This window comes from Pseudomonas sp. PICF141, from assembly GCF_002286815.1.
Classification (GTDB): domain Bacteria; phylum Pseudomonadota; class Gammaproteobacteria; order Pseudomonadales; family Pseudomonadaceae; genus Aquipseudomonas.
Genome location: NZ_MUNM01000078.1, coordinates 55814 through 75479, shown reverse-complemented (window position 1 = coordinate 75479; position 19666 = coordinate 55814). Strand labels below are relative to the sequence as shown.

Sequence of the window (19666 nt, the reverse complement as noted above, 5' to 3'; positions counted from 1 at the left end):
ATGCCATATCGCCCGCCACCGAAGACGCCAACCCTTGGCCGCCTGCTGGCGGGGTTGTGCCTGGTGTTTATCGGGCTGCTGTGCCATTTGCCGGCGCGGGCCGCCGACATTCTGTTGACTGGCGCCGAGGACAATCCCGGCGTGCAGTCTTTCGTTCAGGCCCTCAGCGAATTGCGCCCCACCGACAATGTGCGCTTCCAGCCTGTCGCCAGCCTGCCGGCGCCAGGCCAACTGCCCCTCGACACCCGCCTGGTGCTGCTCGACTTGCCCAGCCTCGACTGGCGCCTGCAAGACGCCCAAGGCCCCGCAACGCTGGTGTTACGCATCAGTCGTTTGCAAGCCCGCCAACGCTTGGGCAATGACCTGCCGCCGCACCTGAGCCTGCTCTGGAGCGATCCGCCGCTGCACCGCCAGTTGCGCCTGACCCGATTGGTCCTCCCCGAGGCCCGCCGGGTCGGTGTGCTTTTCGACAGCCACAGCGAATTCCTTTTGAAAGAACTGCGTCAGGCCGCCCTGCCCCTTGGCCTGGAAGTGGTCACCGAGCGTTGGGATAACACCCATGACAGCCGCCCTTTGCAGGCCCTGCTGAAAAACAGTGATGTGCTGTTGGGCCTGGACGACCCTGATCTGTACAACCCGAAAACCGTGAAAAACCTGCTGCTCAGCAGCTATGCGCGGCAACTGGCATTGATCGGCCCCAACGCAGCCTTTGTCAGGGCCGGTAGCCTGGCCAGTACTTACAGCGACCAGAACGATTGGCTGAAGATTCTCGACGAACTGCTCGACCGGCCCTCGAGCACCTGGCCACGCGCACTTTACCCGCAACACTTCAAGGTCTTGAGCAACCCGCAAGTGGCTCGTTCACTGAGTATTGAACCGATGAATGAAGCCTCTGTCGCAACACAGCTGGCCGAAGGAGAACGCCGCCCATGACCTTCCGTCGCGGTTGGGACATCAATACCCGCACCCAGATCATCAGCCTCGGCCCGGCCCTGTTGCTGACCTTGCTGCTGATCAGTTTTTTCACCTTCGTGCGAATCCAGGACCTGCGCCAGGAACTCAATCACACCGGTCAGCTGATCGCCAATCAACTGGCGCCCGCCACCGAATACGGGGTGATTTCAGGCAACAACGAGGTGCTCGAAAGTTTGCTCAAGGCCACCCTGGCCACGCCCAACGTGCGCTTTCTGGAAGTACAGGACAGCGCCAACCGGATTCTGGTGTATGTCGAGCAACCCTCGGAAGCGCACAACCGCTCGCATCAAGTCGAAGTGTTCCAGGCGCCGGTGCGCCTGCAACGCATCGCGCTCAACAATGACTTTTTCCAGAACAGTCGTACCGTTGCCAGTGCACCGGGCGAGGATTATCTGGGCCGGGTGATCGTCGGCTTGTCCAATGACGCATTCAATCAGCGCCAGCAGGAAATCCTCTTCAAGGCCGGGATCCTCGCCTTGTTCGCGCTGCTGTTTACGTTTCTGCTGGCCCGGCGCCTGGCCAGCAGTCTGTCGCAACCGATCCACGACATCGGCAATGCGGTCAAGGCGATCCAGGAAGGCGACTACAAAACGCCCCTGCCGATTGTCGACGACACCGAACTGGGCGCCCTGTCGCAACACATCAACAACCTTGCCCAGGGCCTTGAGCAAGCCAGTCGCGAACAGCATCAGGCCATGGCGCAATTGATCCAGACCCGTGAAGAAGCGGAAAAGGCCAACAACGCCAAATCCGATTTCCTGGCGATGATGAGTCACGAACTGCGCACACCCATGAATGGTGTACTGGGCATGCTGCAACTGCTGGAAACCACTGAGATGACCGAGGAGCAGATCGAATACGCGGCGCTGGCCTCGGAATCCACCGAACACCTGCTCAAAGTGATCAATGACATTCTCGATTTCTCGCGCATCGAGCGCTCTGAGCTGGAGCTGGAACATATTCCGTTCAACCTCGCAGACCTGATCAGCAGCTGCGCCCAGTCGTTCCAGCACAGCGCGGTGCAACGCGGGCTAGACCTGCAACTGCGCATCCCCGAAGACATGCGCACCCTTCAGGTTCAGGGCGATCCAACGCGAATCCGGCAGATATTGGTCAATCTGGTGGGCAACGCGCTGAAATTTACCGAACGGGGCCGCATCACGATCGAACCCCAGTGGCAGTCCCTGGATCATGAACTGCTGTGGTTTACCTGCACCGTACGCGACAGCGGAATCGGCATTCCGGCCGCAAGCCTGGAGTTGATGTTCAACGCGTTTCAGCAGGCCGACAGTTCTATTTCAAGACGTTACGGCGGAACCGGGCTGGGGTTGCCGATTGCCCGCACCCTGGCTGAGCGGATGGGTGGCACCTTGCGCGCCCAGAGCGAAGAAGGCGTTGGTTCGTCATTCACCCTGGAAATCCCTTTGGCGCTGTATAAGCAGCCACTGCCGGTACTGACCCCGCGAGGCCATACCGGCGATGACCACGGCGAAGGTCGCAACGTGCTGCTGGTGGAGGACAACCCGGTCAACCGCACGGTTGTCGAAGCAATGTTGCGCAGTCTGGGCTTTACTGTCAGCGTCGTCACCGACGGTGCACAAGCAGTGCGCAGTGCCGAGAATCTGACTTTCGAAGCGATTCTGATGGACTGCCGATTGCCGGTCATCGACGGCTACGAGGCCACCCGACAGATTCGTCGATTGCCCGGCTGCGCTGATGTGCCGATCATCGCTCTGACGGCCAATGCGTTGCAGGGCGATCGCGAAGCCTGTTTATCGGCGGGAATGAACGATTACCTGGCCAAGCCCTTCAAACGCGCTGATCTGCAGCAAGTTCTGCAGCGATGGGTGCAGTAGAACAGGCCATTCGGCTATCTGCGACTGGCGTGAACGACGAAAGTGCGGCAGTCTTAGGCACCCGAACGAGCCCGAAAAGGGGCTTGAATAATAATTTCAGTGCACAAGTGTACATTCATGTCCTTGGTGCTGTGACTTTCACTACAACGCAATAGTCTATGAGTAGGCTGCTGACTCGAGGCATGAACGCTTCGATCGGCCGGGAGATTCGCCCCACCCTGCCGCATGGACTATTGAGGAGCTCGCATGACCAAACAAAACGCCTTTACTCGGGAAGACCTGCTGCGCTGCAGTCGTGGTGAGCTGTTCGGCCCAGGTAACGCGCAACTGCCCGCCCCGAACATGCTGATGGTCGATCGCATCACCCATATCAGCGAAGAGGGTGGCAAGTACGGCAAAGGTGAATTGGTCGCCGAGCTGGATATCACTCCGGACCTGTGGTTTTTCGCCTGCCACTTCGAAGGTGATCCGGTGATGCCGGGCTGCCTGGGCCTCGACGCCATGTGGCAACTGGTCGGCTTCTTCCTCGGCTGGCAAGGTCTGCCGGGCCGCGGTCGCGCCCTGGGTTCTGGCGAAGTGAAATTCTTTGGCCAGGTACTGCCGACTGCCAAGAAAGTCACCTATAACATCCATATCAAACGCATCCTGAAGGGCAAGCTGAACATGGCTATTGCCGATGGTTCGGTGACCGTTGACGGCCGCGAAATCTATACCGCCGAAGGCCTTCGGGTCGGCGTTTTCACCTCCACTGACAACTTCTAAGGGTTATTCGCATGCGCCGCGTCGTTATCACTGGTCTGGGCATCGTTTCGTGCCTGGGCAATGACAAAGAGACCGTCTCCGCTAACCTGCGTGCAAGCCGCCCTGGCATCCGGTTCAACCCGGAATATGCTGAAATGGGTCTGCGTAGCCAGGTTTCCGGCTCCATTGACCTTCCCCTCGAAGAGCTGATCGATCGCAAGATCTATCGCTTCGTCGGCCACGCGGCGGCTTACGCCTACCTGGCCATGAAAGATGCCATCGCAGATTCCGGTCTGACCGAAGAGCAGGTTTCCAACGTGCGTACCGGCCTGATCGCCGGCTCCGGTGGCGCGTCGACCTTGAACCAGATGGAAGCGCTGGACATCCTGCGCGAGAAAGGCGTCAAACGCGTAGGCCCGTACCGCGTCACGCGGACCATGGGCAGCACCGTTTCGGCTTGCCTGGCGACGCCATTCAAGATCAAGGGTGTGAATTACTCGATCTCTTCCGCGTGCGCCACCAGTGCTCACTGCATCGGTAACGCTGTGGAGCAGATCCAGTTGGGCAAGCAGGACATCGTGTTCGCCGGCGGCGGTGAAGAAGAACACTGGAGCCAATCGTTCCTGTTCGACGCCATGGGCGCACTGTCCAGCCAGTACAACGAGACCCCGGAAAAAGCCTCGCGCGCCTATGACAAGGACCGCGATGGTTTCGTCATCGCCGGCGGTGGCGGCATGGTCGTGGTCGAAGAGCTGGAACATGCTCTGGCTCGCGGCGCGAAGATCTATGCGGAAATCGTTGGCTACGGCGCGACCTCTGACGGCTACGACATGGTCGCCCCAAGCGGCGAAGGCGCCATCCGCTGCATGCAGATGGCCATGGCCACCGTCGATACTCCGATCGACTACCTGAACACCCATGGCACCTCGACTCCGGTCGGCGACGTCATGGAAATGAAAGGTGTGCGTGAAGTGTTCGGCGACAAGGCTCCAGCCATCAGCTCCACCAAGAGCCTGTCGGGTCACTCCCTGGGCGCCGCTGGCGTTCACGAAGCGATCTACTGCTTGCTGATGATGGAAGGCAACTTCATGGCGGGTTCCGCCAACATCGGCGAACTGGACCCGGAAGTGGCAGACATGCCAATCCTGACCAAGACTCGCGAAGACGCCACCATCAACACCGTGATGAGCAACAGCTTCGGCTTTGGTGGCACCAATGCCACGCTGGTACTGAAGCGCTGGCAGGCGTAGGAGCTGCCGCAGGCTGCGATCTTTTGATCTTTAGCGCCCGTTAAGACGCTGAAAAGATCGCAGGCTTGGCCAGCCTCACACAAAAACGCCCCGACTGGTTCGGGGCGTTTTTTTGTGCCTGTAAATAATGTTCATGATGCGTGGATTGCTCTTGTAGGAGCCAGGCTTGCCGGCGAAAGCGTCCTTGAATACGCCTTCGCCGGCAAGCCTGGCTCCTACAGGTGCAAGCCGCGTTTTCTGTCTCGCAAACATGAAACATTTGTCATGAAACTCAATGGCCTGCGGCTGAATGTCGCGTATTTCGCGGGCTGCAGGACTTTTGCCGATTCTGCAAGAATGGGTTGCCGAACTCTGTCGTTTACTTAGCCAGCTAACAAAACATATAACAAAGGCCTGCACACGCCTTGCTGCAGATAACAGAGATTGGAGCTAGCAGATGACTGTAAAAGTAACTGAACGCGACGATTCACATATGTCCCATGAAGGCATCGCCGCCGGTATCCGCATCTGGGATGTACATCAACAAGGCCTGCTGGTCGGGATGTTCCACTCCGAGACCGCAGCCCATCAATACAGAGCTGAACTGGAAACACTGGAGCAGCAGCGCGAAGCACGCTCTGCATAACGACCCCATTGAAAACGACAAACCCCGCCATGAGCGGGGTTTGTCGTTGTTGCACTCCCTAACGGCTTACCACATCAGATCATCAGGAATCTGATAAGCCGCGTACGGATCGTCTTCGACGCTGACTTCTTCTGTCTTCACATTCAGCTGCACGATGCGCTGTGGATCGCGCTCCTGAATCTTCAGGGCCGCTTCACGAGGGATTATTTCGTAACCACCGGCATGATGCACGATCGCCAGCGAACCGCTGCTGAGTTTGTTGCGCATCAGCGTATTGACCGAGATGCGCTTGACCTTCTTGTCGTCGACGAAGTTGTAGTAATCCTCGGTGGTCAGCTTGGGCAGGCGCGAGACTTCGATCAATTGCTTGACCTGGGCGGCGCGGGCCTTCGCCTCTGCTTTCTCCTGCTGCTGGCGGTTCAGCTCCTGGTCGCGCTTGACCTTCTCGGCCATGGCTTCCTGAGCCGCACGCTGCTGGGAATCATCGAGTTCGATCTGGCCTTTGTGGGCCAGGCGTTGCTGCTTCTGCTTTTCTTTGCCGACCTGTTTGGCCTGCTTTTGATTGACCAGCCCTGCTTTGAGCAACTGGTCGCGAAGGGAAAGGCTCATGGTGCTTATTTCTCACTTAGGCAACTGCTCAACCGCAGCTGGGCAAATTCTTTTCCTGACGTTTGGCTTCGCCCCACAAGGCGTCCAACTCTTCGAGGGTGCAATCTTCTATGGGACGGTGGGTGTCGCGCAATGCCTGTTCGATAAATCGGAAGCGTCTTTCAAACTTTGAGTTCGCGCCGCGCAGTGCGGTTTCCGGATCGACCTTGAGGTGTCGCGCCAGATTGACCACGGAAAACAGCAAGTCGCCGATTTCATCGGCAATCGCCGCCGAGTCATTATCGGCCATGGCTTCGAGCACTTCATCAAGCTCTTCGCGCACCTTGTCGAGCACCGGCAAGGCGTCCGGCCAGTCAAAACCGACCTGCCCTGCGCGCTTCTGCAGTTTTGCCGAACGGGACAGCGCCGGTAAGGCGGCAGGCACGTCGTCGAGCAAGGACAACTGCTGCGGTGCCGAAGACTTCTCGGCACGTTCTTCAGCCTTGATCTCTTCCCAGCGTTGCTTGACCTGTTCTTCATTCAGACGCGGGATGTCCAGCGGCGCATACAGATCACCGGTGGGGAACACGTGAGGATGACGGCGGATCAGCTTGCGCGTGATGCTATCGACCACACCATCGAACTCGAAACGCCCTTCTTCCCGGGCCAGTTGGCTGTAATAAACCACCTGGAACAACAAGTCGCCCAACTCACCCTGCAGATGATCGAAGTCCCCGCGCTCGATCGCATCGGCGACTTCGTAGGCTTCTTCCAGAGTATGCGGAACGATGGTCGCGTAGGTTTGCTTGATGTCCCACGGGCAGCCGTATTGCGGGTCGCGCAGACGGTTCATCAGGTGCAGCAAATCTTCAAGTGAATACATCTTCTAATCTCTACACACTTCACCTGTAGGAGCGAGGCTTGCCCGCGAAGGCGGCATACCTGACACACCGCCTTCGCGGGCAAGCCTCGCTCCTACAGGTGTCACCATCAATTTCCGTGCAGATCTCTCACGGCGTGCGGTTACGACGGGTTTCGATGATGTTCGGCAACTGGGAAATCCGCCCCAGCAACCGCCCCAGTGCATCCAGCCCCGGAATCTCGATGGTCAGGGACATCAACGCCGTATTGTCCTCTTTGTTCGAGCGAGTGTTGACCGCCAGCACATTGATCCGCTCGTTGAGCAGCACCTGCGACACGTCACGCAGCAAACCGGAACGGTCGTAGGCGCGGATGATGATGTCCACCGGATAGGTGAGCACCGGCACCGGCCCCCAGCTGACCTGGATGATCCGCTCCGGCTCGCGCCCGGCCAGTTGCAGTACCGAGGCGCAGTCCTGACGGTGAATGCTCACGCCACGGCCCTGGGTGATGTAACCGACGATCGCATCCCCCGGCAGCGGCTGGCAGCAGCCGGCCATCTGGGTCATCAGGTTGCCGACGCCCTGGATCTGAATGTCGCCGCGCTTGCCTGGTTTGTAGCCGGTGGCTTTGCGCGGGATCAGCTCCAGCTGTTCGTTGCCGCGTTCCGGCTCGACCAGTTGCTGCGCCAGATTCACCAATTGCGCCAGGCGCAAATCGCCGGCGCCCAATGCAGCGAACATGTCCTCGGCGGTCTTCATGTTGGCCTTCTCGGCCAGCTTGTCGAAGTCCACCTGCGGCAGGCCGAGGCGATTGAGTTCGCGCTCGAGCAAGGTTTTACCGGCCGCGACGTTCTGATCCCGGGCCTGCAATTTGAACCAGTGAACGATCTTCGCCCGCGCCCGCGAGGTGGTGATGTAACCCAGGTTCGGGTTCAGCCAGTCGCGACTCGGCGTGCCGTGCTTGCTGGTGATGATCTCGACCTGTTCACCGGTTTGCAGGCTGTAGTTGAGCGGTACGATCCGCCCGTTGATCTTGGCGCCGCGGCAGTTGTGGCCGATTTCGGTGTGCACGCGGTAGGCGAAGTCCAGCGGTGTCGCGCCCTTTGGCAAATCGATGGCGTGACCGTCCGGAGTAAAGATGTAGACCCGGTCCGGCTCGATATCGACCCGCAGTTGTTCGGCAAGGCCGCCAATATCGCCCAGCTCTTCGTGCCACTCGAGCACCTGACGCAGCCAGGAGATTTTCTCTTCGTAGTGGTTCGAACCGGACTTGACGTCGGTGCCCTTGTACTTCCAGTGCGCGCACACGCCCAGTTCGGCTTCTTCGTGCATGGCATAGGTGCGGATCTGCACTTCCAGCACTTTGCCTTCAGGGCCGATCACCGCAGTATGCAGCGAGCGGTAGCCGTTCTCTTTCGGGTTGGCGATGTAATCGTCGAACTCTTTCGGGATGTGCCGCCACAGGGTATGGACGATGCCGAGCGCGGTGTAGCAGTCGCGCATTTCCGGCACCAGCACACGAACCGCGCGCACATCGTAGATCTGGCTGAACTCCAGACCCTTGCGCTGCATTTTGCGCCAGATCGAATAGATGTGTTTGGCCCGACCGCTGATGTCTGCATCGACGCCGGTAGCCTGCAGCTCGTTTTTGAGTTGGGTCATCACGTCAGCGATAAAACGCTCACGATCCAGCCGTCGCTCGTGGAGCAACTTGGCGATCTGCTTGTACTGGTCAGGCTCAAGATAGCGGAAGGACAAATCCTCCAGCTCCCATTTGATATGACCGATACCGAGGCGGTGGGCCAGCGGCGCGTAAATGTCGAACACTTCACGGGCTACGCGGTGGCGCTTCTCGTCGTCAGCGGTTTTCACCGCGCGGATCGCACAGGTGCGCTCGGCCAGTTTGATCAGCGCGACACGCACATCGTCGACCATGGCCACGAGCATTTTGCGCAGGTTTTCGACCTGGCCTTGAGTGCCCAGCACCATGGATTGACGGGGGCTCAGGCTGGCGCTGATCGCTGCCATGCGCAACACGCCATCGATGAGTTTGGCGACTACCGGACCAAAGCGCTGGCTGACCGCCGGCAACGGGATCTGGCCTTCGCGCACGCCGCGGTACAAGACTGCCGCGACTAACGAATCCTGATCGAGTTTAAGGTCGGCGAGAATCTCGGCGATCTCAAGGCCCGTGCGGAAACTCGAGGTCCCTTCGGACCATAGATTCTTCGCCGCATTGGCTTGTTGTTCGGCCTCGCGAGCGAATTCGCAGGCTTCCTTCAAGGCTTCGCGATCCAGTGCCGCATCGACACTGACCGCATGATCGAGCCAAGCCTCGAGGTTGATACTGCCGTCGGTATTGATCGGCTGGTGTGCTCTCACCTGTACCATCTTGCTTTACCTTCCCTACGACGCAGATTCAATGCGTCAAATCGCTGACCGTCGCTGCCCGTGTGCATTCGCGGGGCTAAGACGAATGCGTTTGCACGAGCGGGTCAGTCGGACCAGACGAGCCGTCCTGGCTCGCTTCAAATAACGCCATGGCTTCGACATGCGCCGTCTGAGGAAACATATCGAGAATCCCGGCACGTTTTAACCGGTAGCCCTGCTTGATCAATTCGACGGTGTCGCGCGCCAGCGATGCAGGATTGCACGACACATACACCAATCGTTTGGCGCCCAGGGATGCCAACTTGCGCACCACCTCGAAAGCACCGTCGCGAGGTGGGTCCAAGAGTACCGCACAAAAGCCTTCGTCGGCCCATTCGGCATTCGTCAAAGGCTGGGATAAATCGGCCTGAAAAAACGTCGCATTATGCAAATTGTTGTCAGCGGCATTCGCGGCAGCCCGCTCGACCATCGCTTGCACGCCCTCCACCGCCACCACTTCGCGAACGGTCTTGGCCAGCGGCAAGGCAAAGTTGCCCAACCCACAAAACAGGTCAAGAACCCGTTCATCCGATTTGGGCGCCAACCACGCCAACGCCTGGGCGACCATCGCTTCGTTGACCCCGGCGTTGACCTGGATGAAATCTCCCGGTCGATACGCCAGGTTCAAATCCCACTGTTCAAGGCGATAGCCCAGCGATTGATCGGCTTCGACCGGTTGCGGCTCGCCATCGCCTTGCAGCCATAGCTGGGCTTCATGGAACGCGCAGAATTGCTTGAGGATGGTCATGTCGGCTTCGGACAACGGCGCCATATGCCGCAGCAATACCGCCGACGACGAACCGCTGAACAACTCCACGTGCCCCAGCGCCTTGGGTTTGCTCAAGCGTCGCAGCATCTCCGGCAAGCGGCTCATGATGGGTTGCAAGGGCTGTACCAGCACCGGGCATTCGTTGATGGCGACGATGTCCTGACTGCCGGCAGCGCGGAAACCGACTTCGAGTTTTTTCGCTTTCATGTCCCAACGCACCGCCACTCGGGCGCGACGACGGTAGCCGAACTCCGGACCGCTCAACGGCGCTGCCCACTCATCAGGTTGGACACCGGCAACCCGCGACAATTGCTCGGCGAGCATGCGCTGTTTCAGGGCGAGCTGTTCGTTGTGGGGCAAATGCTGCACGCTGCAACCGCCGCAGCGACTGGCATGAACGCACGGTGCCGGGCGCCGCAATTCACTGGCCTGGAAGACGCGCTCGGTGCGCGCCTCGACCACTTTGCCGTGAGCCCCCAGGACCCGCGCCTCGATGTCTTCACCGGCCAATGCGCCGATGACGAACCAGGTGCGACCTTCGAAAAACGCGATGCCGCGACCATCATTGGCCAGGCGCTCGATGGTCAAGCGCTGCTTTTTGCCGGTCGGGACTTGCGGGGCCTTGCTGCCACCCGTGGGCTGGAAGCGCAGGCCTCTCTCTTGCCTGGCCATCAGTTGGGCGCGTCGAAAATGCCGGTCGACAGGTAACGGTCGCCACGGTCGCAGATGATCGCGACGATCACCGCGTTTTCAACTTCTTTGGACAGGCGCAGCATCGCCGCCACCGCACCGCCCGAAGACACGCCGCAGAAGATGCCCTCTTCACGCGCCAGGCGACGGGTCACGTCTTCGGCTTCGCTTTGCGCCATGTCGACGATCCGGTCCACGCGCTCGGCCTGGTAGATCTTCGGCAGGTATTCCTGCGGCCAGCGACGGATGCCCGGAATCGCCGAACCTTCCATCGGTTGCAGCCCGATGATTTGCACGTTGTCGTTCTGTTCTTTCAGGTAGCGCGAAACGCCCATGATGGTGCCGGTGGTGCCCATCGAGCTGACGAAATGAGTAATGGTGCCTTCGGTCTGGCGCCAGATTTCCGGACCGGTGGTGGTGTAGTGCGCTTCAGGGTTGTCACCGTTGGCGAACTGATCCAGCACCTTGCCGCGGCCTTCGGCCTCCATTCGCTGGGCGAGGTCGCGAGCGCCTTCCATGCCTTCTTCCTGGCTGACCAGAATCAGCTCGGCGCCATAGGCCGTCATGGCGGCTTTACGCTCGGCGCTGGAGTTGTCCGGCATGATCAGGATCATCTTGTAACCCTTGATCGCCGCAGCCATGGCCAGGGCGATCCCGGTGTTGCCCGAGGTCGCTTCGATCAGCGTATCGCCGGCGTGGATCTGCCCGCGCAATTCGGCGCGGGTGATCATCGACAGCGCCGGACGGTCCTTGACCGAACCCGCCGGGTTATTCCCTTCGAGCTTGAGCAAAAGGGTATTGCTGGTGGCGCCAGGCAGGCGCTGCAAACGGACCAGCGGAGTGTTGCCGACGCAATCGGCGATGGTTGGGTACTGCAAGGTCATGGCGTATTCGCAATCCAGACTGCGGGGGCGCCTATCATACCGGCAAACGTGCGCAGGCCATATCACGCAAAGTAAGAGGCTTATGGCGAATGGGAATAAGAGGGGTTATCCGCTTGTCTCCTGCTTAAAATCCAATGCATAGAACTCATGCAATTTGGGTTTTCGTGGTTTTTGCGCTCATAGGCGTCGCGGAATATCTCAAGCGCTGCTGGGTGAGTTTGTCTCAGCACCGCAGAGGCTTTTGCCGGTTGGGTCACGCTTCGTTCGAACAGTGCGGTCTTGAACTGACGCTCCAATTCGCGCTTCGACCATTTTTCTTGAACAGCCATACGCAGGTAAAACTCACGCTCTTCCGGCAGCTTGCCCTGGCTGAAAATGACCAAGTTATGGGTCCAGGGTATTTGTCTCACCAGTGGTGAGACTTTCTCGTCGCCCCGGTAAGTCTCATAAAACTGACGCATGCGGAATAGATTGGGGCGCGTAAACCCGCGCAACCCCGGTTGAGTCTGAGCCAGATGCTCAGCCAGTTGATTGACCACAGAATCGCCCCATTCAGCCTGTTCCAGCTTGCGACTGATGTAAGCGCCCACCTGCCAATACAGCTCGATCAATTGGGTATTCACCGCCTGCATGGCTTGCTGTCTGGCACTTTGAATCAGCGCAAGCACTTCATTGAAACGGTCGTCAGCTGCGTTGTCGGGGACGCTGGATGCATTCATGCCGAATTCCTGGAGGACGAGGAAAAACCCGAGTCTATTCCGTCGAGTCAGGCATAAGGTGTCGGCAATGCTCTTTAGGAAAGGTCGTACAAATAAACGCGAACGCTCCGGCATGAATCAGCGCGGTGACGGCTGAGAGGGCCGTATCGTGCGCAGGCTCTCTTCCACAGCTGCCGAATGTTTACGCCCCAAGCCCCAAGCACTGAACTTACCGACGAATGACGAGATCAATTTTACGAAGATTGCCCGCATGCAAATCGCTACACTGCGCAGATGGTGCATGCCGGACGCATGTGCAGGTCAATAAACAGCTGGATGCGGGAGAAATGCGTGCTCAAGAAACTGGGAATTAAAGGCCGCGTGCTGTTGTTGACCCTGTTACCGACCACCCTGATGGCACTGGTTTTGGGCGGCTATTTCACCTGGATGCAGCAATCGGACCTGCAATCCCAACTCATGCAGCGCGGCGAAATGATTGCCGAACAGCTGGCACCGCTGGTGGCCCCGGCCATGGGTCGCAAAGACAACGACCTGCTGGAACGCATCGCCACTCAGTTCCTGGAACAAACCGACGTGCGTGCGGTGACTTTCCTCGCCCCCGATCGCACTCAACTGGCCCATGCCGGCCCGACCATGCTCAATCCGGCGCCTTTGGGCAGCGGTTCCCAGCTTCTGCGACGCAGTGGCAATGACGCCACGCGCTATCTGCTGCCCGTATTCGGCAAGCACCGCAACCTGGCGGGCGACCTGATTCCCGATGAGACCGACCGCCTGCTGGGCTGGGTCGAACTCGAACTGTCGCACAGTGGCATGTTGCTGCGCGGTTACCGCAGTCTGTTCGCCAGCCTGCTGCTGATCGGCGGTGGCCTGGTCGGTGCGGCGCTGCTGGCGCTGCGCATGGGCCGGACCATCAACCGGCCATTGAGCCAGATCAAACAAGCCGTGGCACAGCTCAAGGACGGTCACCTGGAAACCCGCCTGCCGCCCCTCGGCAGCCAGGAACTGGATGAACTGGCGTCCGGTATCAACCGAATGGCCGGAACCTTGCAGAACGCTCAGGAAGAATTGCAAAACAGCGTCGATCAAGCCACCGAAGACGTGCGTCAGAACCTGGAAACCATCGAGATCCAGAACATCGAGCTAGACCTTGCACGCAAGGAAGCCCTGGAGGCGAGCCGGATCAAGTCCGAGTTCCTGGCCAACATGAGCCATGAAATCCGCACGCCGCTCAACGGCATTCTCGGCTTCACCCATTTGTTGCAAAAAAGTGAATTGACCCCGCGTCAGCTCGACTATCTGGGCACCATCGAAAAATCCGCGGACAGCCTGTTGGGGATCATCAACGAGATTCTCGACTTCTCGAAAATCGAGGCCGGCAAACTGGTGCTCGACCATATTCCGTTCAACCTGCGCGATCTGCTGCAAGACACCTTGAACATCCTCGCCCCGGCCGCCCATGCCAAAGAGCTTGAGCTGGTGAGCCTGGTTTATCGCGATACGCCACTGTCGCTGGTGGGCGATCCGCTGCGACTCAAGCAGATTCTCACTAACCTTGTGAGCAACGCGATCAAGTTCACCCGCGAAGGCACCATCGTCGCCCGCGCCATGCTCGAAGAAGAGTATGAAGACAGCGTGCAACTGCGCATCAGCATTCAGGACACCGGGATTGGCCTGTCAAATCAGGACGTGCGCGCCTTGTTCCAGGCCTTCAGCCAGGCCGATAACTCGCTGTCCCGGCAACCTGGCGGCACCGGCCTGGGGCTGGTGATTTCCAAACGACTGATCGAACAGATGGGTGGCGAGATCGGCGTCGACAGCACACCGGGCGAAGGCTCGGAATTCTGGATCAGCCTGAGCCTGCCCAAAACCCGCGACGACGCCGAGGACCTGCCCGGCCCACCCTTGCTCGGACAGCGGGTGGCGGTGCTGGAAAACCATGAACTGGCCCGACAGGCCTTGCAGCATCAACTGGAAGACTGCGGCCTGGCCGTCACGCCGTTCAACACTCTCGAAAGCCTGGCCAATGGCGTGACCGGCGCCCATCAGACCGATCAGGCCATCGGTCTGGCTGTGCTCGGCATCACCAGCAACGACATGCCGCCGGAACGCCTCAACCAGCATATCTGGGACCTCGAACACCTGGGCTGCAGAGTATTGGTGCTGTGCCCGACCACCGAGCTGACGATGTTCCATCTCTCGGTACCCAACCCCCACAGCCAGCTGCAGTCCAAACCGGCCTGCACGCGCAAACTGCGTCGAGCCCTGTCCGACATGGTCAACCCTCGTCAGCAGCGCAGCGACCCCGGCGAGCCGCTTTCGAGTCGCGCACCGAAGGTCCTTTGCGTCGATGACAACCCGGCCAATTTGCTGCTGGTGCAAACCCTGCTCGAAGACATGGGCGCCAAGGTGCTCGCGGTGGAAAGCGGATATGCCGCGGTCAAGGCCGTGCAGAACGAGACCTTTGACCTGGTGCTGATGGACGTCCAGATGCCCGGCATGGATGGCCGCCAAAGCACCGAAGCCATTCGCCAGTGGGAAAGCGAACGGCATTGCACACCACTGCCGATCGTCGCCCTTACCGCTCACGCGATGGCCAACGAAAAACGTGCATTGCTGCAAAGCGGCATGGATGACTACCTGACCAAACCCATCAGCGAACGGCAACTGGCGCAGGTGGTGTTGAAATGGACCGGCCTGGCGTTGCGCAACCTGGGGCCGGAGCGCTCCAGCGAAAGCAGCATCGATAATGACTTGCAGGTACTTGATCACGACGAAGGCCTGCGCTTGGCGGCGGGCAAGGCCGACCTGGCGGCAGACATGCTGGCAATGCTGCTGGCTTCCCTGGAGGCCGACCGCGAAGCCATTCGCCTCGCCCGTGAAGCCAATGACCAGAATGCGCTGATCGAGCGAGTCCATCGCCTGCATGGGGCGACCCGTTATTGCGGCGTCCCGCAATTGCGCGCTGCCTGCCAGCGCAGCGAAACCCTGCTCAAGCAACAGGACTCCAAAGCCCACGGCGCGCTGGAAGAACTCGAACGGGCCATCAATCGGCTGGCAGCCCATGCGCGTATCAATGCCTGATGCAGCGCAATAACACCGGTCGCCTTGAAGGCTAAGCTCAAATCTGTGTAGCAGCTGCCGAAGGCTGCGTCCGGCGGCGAAGCCGTCGTAAAACCTGCATCCGCGGTTTACCTGAACGATTGCGGTGCCTGATTTAACGACGGCTTCGCCGCCGAACGCAGCCTTCGCCAGCTGCTACAGGTAACTTCCAGGAGGACAGCATGCGCACGATTCTTTTCAGCAGCCAGATCTACGACCGCGACAGTTTTCTGCATGCAGAACTGCCCGCCGGCATCGAGCTGTATTTTCAGCCAGCGCGACTGAGCCTGGACACGGCGGCGCTGGCGGAACATCACGACGTGGTCTGCGCCTTTATCAATGATGACCTCAGTGCTCCGGTACTCGAACGCCTGGCCGCGGGTGGCACACGCCTGATTGCCCTGCGCTCGGCCGGTTACAACCACGTTGACCTGACGGCGGCCAAGCGCCTGGGGCTGGCGATTGTGCGGGTTCCGGCCTACTCGCCCCACGCAGTGGCCGAACATGCGGTGGCGCTGATTCTGGCGCTCAACCGACGCCTGCACCGTGCCTACAACCGCACCCGCGAGGGCGACTTCAGCTTGCACGGGCTGACCGGTTTCGACCTCGTCGGCAAAACCGTCGGCGTGGTCGGCACCGGGCAGATCGGCGCGACGTTCGCGAAAATCATGAACGGCTTCGGATGCCGGTTGCTGGCCTATGATCCTTGCCCGAACCCACAAGTCGAAGCGCTCGGCGCGCGCTACCTCAGCTTGCCGCAATTGCTCGCCGAGTCGCAGATCATCAGCCTGCATTGCCCGCTCAACGAACAAAGCAAACACCTGATCAACAGCGAATCACTGAGGCACATGCAGCCCGGTTCAATGCTGATCAATACCGGGCGTGGCGGTCTGGTGGAGACGCCGGCGCTGATCGATGCGTTGAAGGACGGCCAATTGGGCTATCTGGGGCTGGATGTGTATGAAGAGGAGGCGCAGCTGTTCTTCGAGGATCGCTCCGACTTGCCGCTGCAGGACGATGTATTGGCGCGCCTGCTGACCTTTCCGAATGTCATCATTACCGCGCACCAGGCCTTCCTCACCCGCGAAGCCCTGGGCGCGATTGCCGCGACCACCCTGCAGAACATTGCGGCCTGGGCGGCCGGTTCGCCACAGAATCAGGTCGAGAGCTGACGGGTCAGGACTTGGACAAAAGGATCATCAGGGCCAGCCAGCCGAAGCCCAGCAAGCGCTGCCCCAGCGAATGCCCGCGACGCAGCAGGAACCAGACAAAAAACGGCGGCAGAAGAAAAATCATCAGTTTCAGCCAGAGTTCCACCGGACGCCGCCCGCCGGGTACCGGTGTCGGAATCCCGGCCTCGACCTCGGCTTTACGTTTGCGCCCGAAAGCGGCCGGGGTCACCCTCGGCACGCTCTCATTGGTCGGTAAACGCCCGAAAGAAACAGGCGCCTGCGTAGCTGTCGATGTAGCCGCTTCTGCCTGCGCAGGTGCACCGCAGTGAATACAGGCAGGCGCCATGGAGCTGATGCGTTGCTTGCACTCAAAACATTCGATCAACGCCATTTCCATTCCCTAGAGATACAAAAGCGGCAGTGTGCCATGACTCGGCAAGTCATTTGAACCAGATCGAAGGTCACATGCCCGCGCCATGCTGCATTCGTGCCCGTGCTAGCATATCGCGCATATTTGGAGGACCCATGGTCGAACACGATTTCCGCTATAGCCTGATGAACCCGCAACACACCCTCACCGAATGCCGCGCCCTTGTGCCGGGGCGTTATCAAGTCACCGGCAACGGCGGCTCGATTCGTAATAACGACGTGTTGGTCGTGACCCTTAAAGGCAGTAAGGACTTGTCCATGCGCCTGACCGTCGAAACGGTTCGCCACCTGATCAACCCGCCGGGCCAATGGGTCGCGGTGGCCAGTGGTCCAGTGTTCGGCGAACTGGCGATTCATACCTGGAAAGTCAATTGCGACAGCTGCGCCAAAGAGCTGAGCTTTGAGTTCGCGGTCGACGCCAAGCTGGGCAACAAGGCCGAAAAACCGGCGGCCACTGCGCGCATTGCCGAGCTGGGCTGGGCCACTGTTGCCGACAAGCACCTGTGCAAGAAGTGCCAGGAGCCTGCGTGATGATACGCCTTGCTCTGACCGCCATGGCCGGCGCCAGCCTGTTGGGCTGCGCCGCCGAACCGGTGCAATTGCAACACAACCGCAGCTACATTCTGGAATGGATCGGCGAGCGTCCGTTGATGGACTACAGCCACCTGACCATTACCCTCGATGAAGACGGTCGCGCCTACGGCAATGGCGGCTGCAATCACTGGTTCGCGCCGTATACCCTGCAAGGCGACAAGTTGAGCTTCGGCAAGATCGGCAGCACTCGCAAAATGTGTGCGCCTGCGTTGATGGAGCAGGAAAAACGCTTCCTGCAGGCGCTGGAAAACGTCCAGCGCTGGGACGTTTCACCGCTCGACCAGATGCGCTTCTGGCCGGCGCAAGGCAAACCGTTGCGTTGGTGGCTTGAAGAGGGTTGATCATCAGCCCCGAAAAGATCGCAGCCTCGCCAGGGCTCGACAGCTCCTACATGGATTGCCGAACATCTTGTAGGAGCTGTCGAGCCCTGGCGAGGCTGCGATCTTTTGCTTTTAGTTCTTGGCCTGCAACGCCTCAAGCTTCGCCATCAACCCCGCCGCCGTCTGCTCGCCCATCAACTGTTCCCGCACCTTGCCCTTGTCATCGATGATGTAAGTCACCGGCAACGCTTCACTGCGCGGCAATTCGAAAAGGTCGGCCGGGTCCTGGGCCAGCACGGTGAAGGCGATGCCCAGTTTCTCGCTGGCGCTTTTCAGCTCTTCGCCCTGCACATTGTCGAAGTTGACCCCGAACACTCCGATCTTCTTGCCCTTGAGCTGCTCGGCCAGCAGGTTCAATTCGGGAATCTCGGTACGGCACGGACCACACCACTCGGCCCAGTAATTGAGCACCAGCCATTGTTGGTCCAGACGTTCGGCGGCGACTTTATGACCGTTCTGGTCGACGCCATAGTCATTGCCGCAGCCCCCCAGCAATAATGCCCCCAAGATCGCCAATGCCGCTGCCAGTCGCCTTGTCATGTCCGGATCCTTGTCAAAAATGAAATACACCGGCGACCCATCGCCTCCCAAGGTTCTGGATTACGCGCCGCACGGTTAGAATAGCCGCCACCTTACGCAAGATGCGACCCGCACATGACCGATCTGACGCTTTATCACAACCCGCGCTGCTCGAAATCCCGCGGTGCGCTCGAACTGCTCCAGGATCGTGGCCTGGCCCCGACCGTGGTCCGTTACCTGGAAACGCCGCTGGACGCCGCGCAAATCCAGAGCCTGCTGAGCAAGCTCGGCATCAGCGCCCGGCAATTGCTGCGCACGGGCGAGGATGAGTACAAAACCCTCAACCTGGCCGACAGCAGCCTGAGCGAGGCGCAATTGATCGCGGCCATCGCCGCGCACCCGAAACTCATGGAGCGGCCGATTCTGGAAGTCGGCGACAAAGCCATCATCGGCCGTCCGCCGGAGCAAGTGCTGGAGTTGCTGCCGTGAGCGCGCCGTACATTCTGGTGCTGTATTACAGCCGCAGCGGCTCGACCAATGAAATGGCCCGGCAGATTGCCCGGGGTGTCGAGCAAGCCGGCCTTGAAGCCCGATTGCGCACCGTGCCGGCGATTTCCACTGAATGCGAAGCCGTGTCGCCGGACATTCCCGATGAAGGCGCGCTGTACGCCAGCCTCGACGACTTGAAAAACTGCGCCGGCCTGGCCCTCGGCAGCCCGACCCGGTTCGGCAACATGGCCGCCCCCTTGAAGTACTTTCTCGATGGCACCAGCAATCTGTGGCTGACCGGCGCCCTGGTGGGCAAACCGGCCGGGGTCTTCACCTCCACCGCGAGCCTGCACGGCGGCCAGGAAACCACGCTGCTGTCGATGATGTTGCCGTTGCTGCACCATGGCATGCTGATCACCGGCCTGCCTTACAGCGAGTCGGCGCTGCTGGAAACCCGCGGTGGCGGCACGCCTTACGGCGCCAGCCATCACGCTGGGGCCGATGGTAAAAGCGGTTTGAATGAACACGAAGTTGCGCTGTGCCGGGCCTTGGGCCTGCGGTTGGCGAAGACTGCGCAAAAGTTGGTGAGCTGAG

Annotated in this window: 18 protein-coding genes and 1 pseudogene; 11 read left to right on the top strand and 8 right to left on the bottom strand. The window is 59.8% G+C overall.

All coding sequences use genetic code 11. The features are described from left to right. From BZL43_RS22850 to BZL43_RS22830, 5 genes are all read left to right on the top strand, one after another. Positions 1 to 933, top strand: coding sequence for an ABC transporter substrate-binding protein (locus BZL43_RS22850; protein WP_095634392.1), 933 nt, complete (start codon positions 1 to 3; stop codon positions 931 to 933). Then, positions 930 to 2831 (top strand): ATP-binding protein, encoded by a 1902-nt coding sequence (locus BZL43_RS22845; RefSeq protein WP_095634391.1) that lies wholly within the window; start codon positions 930 to 932, stop codon positions 2829 to 2831. Before BZL43_RS22850 ends, BZL43_RS22845 begins: the two co-directional genes overlap by 4 nt. A gap of 246 nt (positions 2832 to 3077) precedes the next feature. Beyond that, complete coding sequence (gene fabA / locus BZL43_RS22840; RefSeq protein ID WP_095634390.1) at positions 3078 to 3593, top strand: 3-hydroxyacyl-[acyl-carrier-protein] dehydratase FabA; 516 nt, start codon at positions 3078 to 3080, stop codon at positions 3591 to 3593. Positions 3594 to 3604: 11 nt separating this feature from the next. Continuing rightward, positions 3605 to 4822, top strand: a complete 1218-nt coding sequence (gene fabB / locus BZL43_RS22835) for a beta-ketoacyl-ACP synthase I (RefSeq protein WP_095634389.1) — start codon at positions 3605 to 3607, stop codon at positions 4820 to 4822. Positions 4823 to 5258: 436 nt separating this feature from the next. Beyond that, on the top strand, positions 5259 to 5447 hold the full coding sequence (locus tag BZL43_RS22830) for a hypothetical protein (RefSeq protein WP_095634388.1): 189 nt from the start codon (positions 5259 to 5261) through the stop codon (positions 5445 to 5447). A gap of 66 nt (positions 5448 to 5513) precedes the next feature. Here BZL43_RS22830 and BZL43_RS22825 read toward each other — a convergent pair whose 3' ends face one another. The 6 genes and pseudogenes from BZL43_RS22825 to BZL43_RS22800 all read right to left on the bottom strand — a co-directional run. Further along, the gene (locus BZL43_RS22825) at positions 5514 to 6056 is read right to left on the bottom strand and encodes a DUF2058 domain-containing protein (protein WP_095634387.1); all 543 of its coding nucleotides are present in this window, start codon (positions 6054 to 6056) and stop codon (positions 5514 to 5516) included. A 28-nt stretch (positions 6057 to 6084) separates the two neighbouring features. Next, entirely contained in the window at positions 6085 to 6918 is an 834-nt protein-coding gene (gene mazG, locus BZL43_RS22820) for a nucleoside triphosphate pyrophosphohydrolase (protein ID WP_095634386.1), read from the bottom strand. A 127-nt stretch (positions 6919 to 7045) separates the two neighbouring features. Further along, positions 7046 to 9289, bottom strand: coding sequence for a GTP diphosphokinase (gene relA, locus BZL43_RS22815; RefSeq protein WP_095634385.1), 2244 nt, complete (start codon positions 9287 to 9289; stop codon positions 7046 to 7048). 76 nt (positions 9290 to 9365) lie between these two features. Then, a complete protein-coding gene (gene rlmD, locus BZL43_RS22810) occupies positions 9366 to 10769 on the bottom strand; it encodes a 23S rRNA (uracil(1939)-C(5))-methyltransferase RlmD (protein WP_095634384.1) in 1404 nt (467 codons plus the stop codon). Further along, on the bottom strand, positions 10769 to 11671 hold the full coding sequence (gene cysM / locus BZL43_RS22805) for a cysteine synthase CysM (protein WP_007899067.1): 903 nt from the start codon (positions 11669 to 11671) through the stop codon (positions 10769 to 10771). The genes rlmD and cysM overlap by 1 nt, the downstream gene beginning before the upstream one ends. Positions 11672 to 11850: 179 nt before the next feature. Beyond that, a pseudogene (locus BZL43_RS22800) lies at positions 11851 to 12390 on the bottom strand (DUF1016 N-terminal domain-containing protein); the annotation flags it as partial. A 330-nt stretch (positions 12391 to 12720) separates the two neighbouring features. Between BZL43_RS22800 and BZL43_RS22795 the strand changes: the two are divergent. Then, entirely contained in the window at positions 12721 to 15471 is a 2751-nt protein-coding gene (locus BZL43_RS22795; RefSeq protein ID WP_095634383.1) for a response regulator, read from the top strand. A gap of 200 nt (positions 15472 to 15671) precedes the next feature. After that, entirely contained in the window at positions 15672 to 16661 is a 990-nt protein-coding gene (locus tag BZL43_RS22790; protein WP_095634382.1) for a 2-hydroxyacid dehydrogenase, read from the top strand. Positions 16662 to 16665: 4 nt separating this feature from the next. Here BZL43_RS22790 and BZL43_RS22785 read toward each other — a convergent pair whose 3' ends face one another. After that, complete coding sequence (locus tag BZL43_RS22785; protein WP_095634381.1) at positions 16666 to 17052, bottom strand: hypothetical protein; 387 nt, start codon at positions 17050 to 17052, stop codon at positions 16666 to 16668. A 134-nt stretch (positions 17053 to 17186) separates the two neighbouring features. On the opposite strand from BZL43_RS22785, the gene BZL43_RS22780 reads away from it, so the two are divergent. Together BZL43_RS22780 and BZL43_RS22775 are read left to right on the top strand one after the other, a co-directional pair. Beyond that, positions 17187 to 17621 carry a hypothetical protein gene (locus tag BZL43_RS22780; RefSeq protein ID WP_007899088.1) on the top strand — a complete coding sequence of 145 codons (435 nt, stop codon included), beginning with the start codon at positions 17187 to 17189 and terminating at the stop codon, positions 17619 to 17621. Next, the gene (locus tag BZL43_RS22775) at positions 17621 to 18025 is read left to right on the top strand and encodes an META domain-containing protein (RefSeq protein ID WP_095634380.1); all 405 of its coding nucleotides are present in this window, start codon (positions 17621 to 17623) and stop codon (positions 18023 to 18025) included. The genes BZL43_RS22780 and BZL43_RS22775 overlap by 1 nt, the downstream gene beginning before the upstream one ends. Before the next feature lie 111 nt (positions 18026 to 18136). On the opposite strand, the gene BZL43_RS22770 is transcribed toward BZL43_RS22775, so the two are convergent. Next, complete coding sequence (locus BZL43_RS22770) at positions 18137 to 18604, bottom strand: TlpA disulfide reductase family protein (protein WP_095634379.1); 468 nt, start codon at positions 18602 to 18604, stop codon at positions 18137 to 18139. Between the two features lie 114 nt (positions 18605 to 18718). Between BZL43_RS22770 and arsC the strand changes: the two genes are divergently transcribed. Both arsC and wrbA read left to right on the top strand, forming a co-directional pair. After that, positions 18719 to 19072, top strand: coding sequence for an arsenate reductase (glutaredoxin) (gene arsC, locus BZL43_RS22765; protein ID WP_095634378.1), 354 nt, complete (start codon positions 18719 to 18721; stop codon positions 19070 to 19072). Continuing rightward, the gene (gene wrbA / locus BZL43_RS22760) at positions 19069 to 19665 is read left to right on the top strand and encodes an NAD(P)H:quinone oxidoreductase (RefSeq protein WP_095634377.1); all 597 of its coding nucleotides are present in this window, start codon (positions 19069 to 19071) and stop codon (positions 19663 to 19665) included. The genes arsC and wrbA overlap by 4 nt, the downstream gene beginning before the upstream one ends. Position 19666 lies beyond the last annotated feature (1 nt).

Bases quoted from the DNA above. Each gene is read 5' to 3' on its own strand.
- BZL43_RS22850 (WP_095634392.1), top strand. From the start codon at position 1: ATGCCATATCGCCCGCCACCGAAGACGCCAACCCTTGGCCGCCTGCTG.
- BZL43_RS22845 (WP_095634391.1), top strand. From the start codon at position 930: ATGACCTTCCGTCGCGGTTGGGACATCAATACCCGCACCCAGATCATC.
- fabA (WP_095634390.1), top strand. From the start codon at position 3,078: ATGACCAAACAAAACGCCTTTACTCGGGAAGACCTGCTGCGCTGCAGT.
- fabB (WP_095634389.1), top strand. From the start codon at position 3,605: ATGCGCCGCGTCGTTATCACTGGTCTGGGCATCGTTTCGTGCCTGGGC.
- BZL43_RS22830 (WP_095634388.1), top strand. From the start codon at position 5,259: ATGACTGTAAAAGTAACTGAACGCGACGATTCACATATGTCCCATGAA.
- BZL43_RS22825 (WP_095634387.1), bottom strand. From the start codon at position 6,056: ATGAGCCTTTCCCTTCGCGACCAGTTGCTCAAAGCAGGGCTGGTCAAT.
- mazG (WP_095634386.1), bottom strand. From the start codon at position 6,918: ATGTATTCACTTGAAGATTTGCTGCACCTGATGAACCGTCTGCGCGAC.
- relA (WP_095634385.1), bottom strand. From the start codon at position 9,289: ATGGTACAGGTGAGAGCACACCAGCCGATCAATACCGACGGCAGTATC.
- rlmD (WP_095634384.1), bottom strand. From the start codon at position 10,769: ATGGCCAGGCAAGAGAGAGGCCTGCGCTTCCAGCCCACGGGTGGCAGC.
- cysM (WP_007899067.1), bottom strand. From the start codon at position 11,671: ATGACCTTGCAGTACCCAACCATCGCCGATTGCGTCGGCAACACTCCG.
- BZL43_RS22790 (WP_095634382.1), top strand. From the start codon at position 15,672: ATGCGCACGATTCTTTTCAGCAGCCAGATCTACGACCGCGACAGTTTT.
- BZL43_RS22785 (WP_095634381.1), bottom strand. From the start codon at position 17,052: ATGGCGTTGATCGAATGTTTTGAGTGCAAGCAACGCATCAGCTCCATG.
- BZL43_RS22780 (WP_007899088.1), top strand. From the start codon at position 17,187: ATGGTCGAACACGATTTCCGCTATAGCCTGATGAACCCGCAACACACC.
- BZL43_RS22775 (WP_095634380.1), top strand. From the start codon at position 17,621: ATGATACGCCTTGCTCTGACCGCCATGGCCGGCGCCAGCCTGTTGGGC.
- BZL43_RS22770 (WP_095634379.1), bottom strand. From the start codon at position 18,604: ATGACAAGGCGACTGGCAGCGGCATTGGCGATCTTGGGGGCATTATTG.
- arsC (WP_095634378.1), top strand. From the start codon at position 18,719: ATGACCGATCTGACGCTTTATCACAACCCGCGCTGCTCGAAATCCCGC.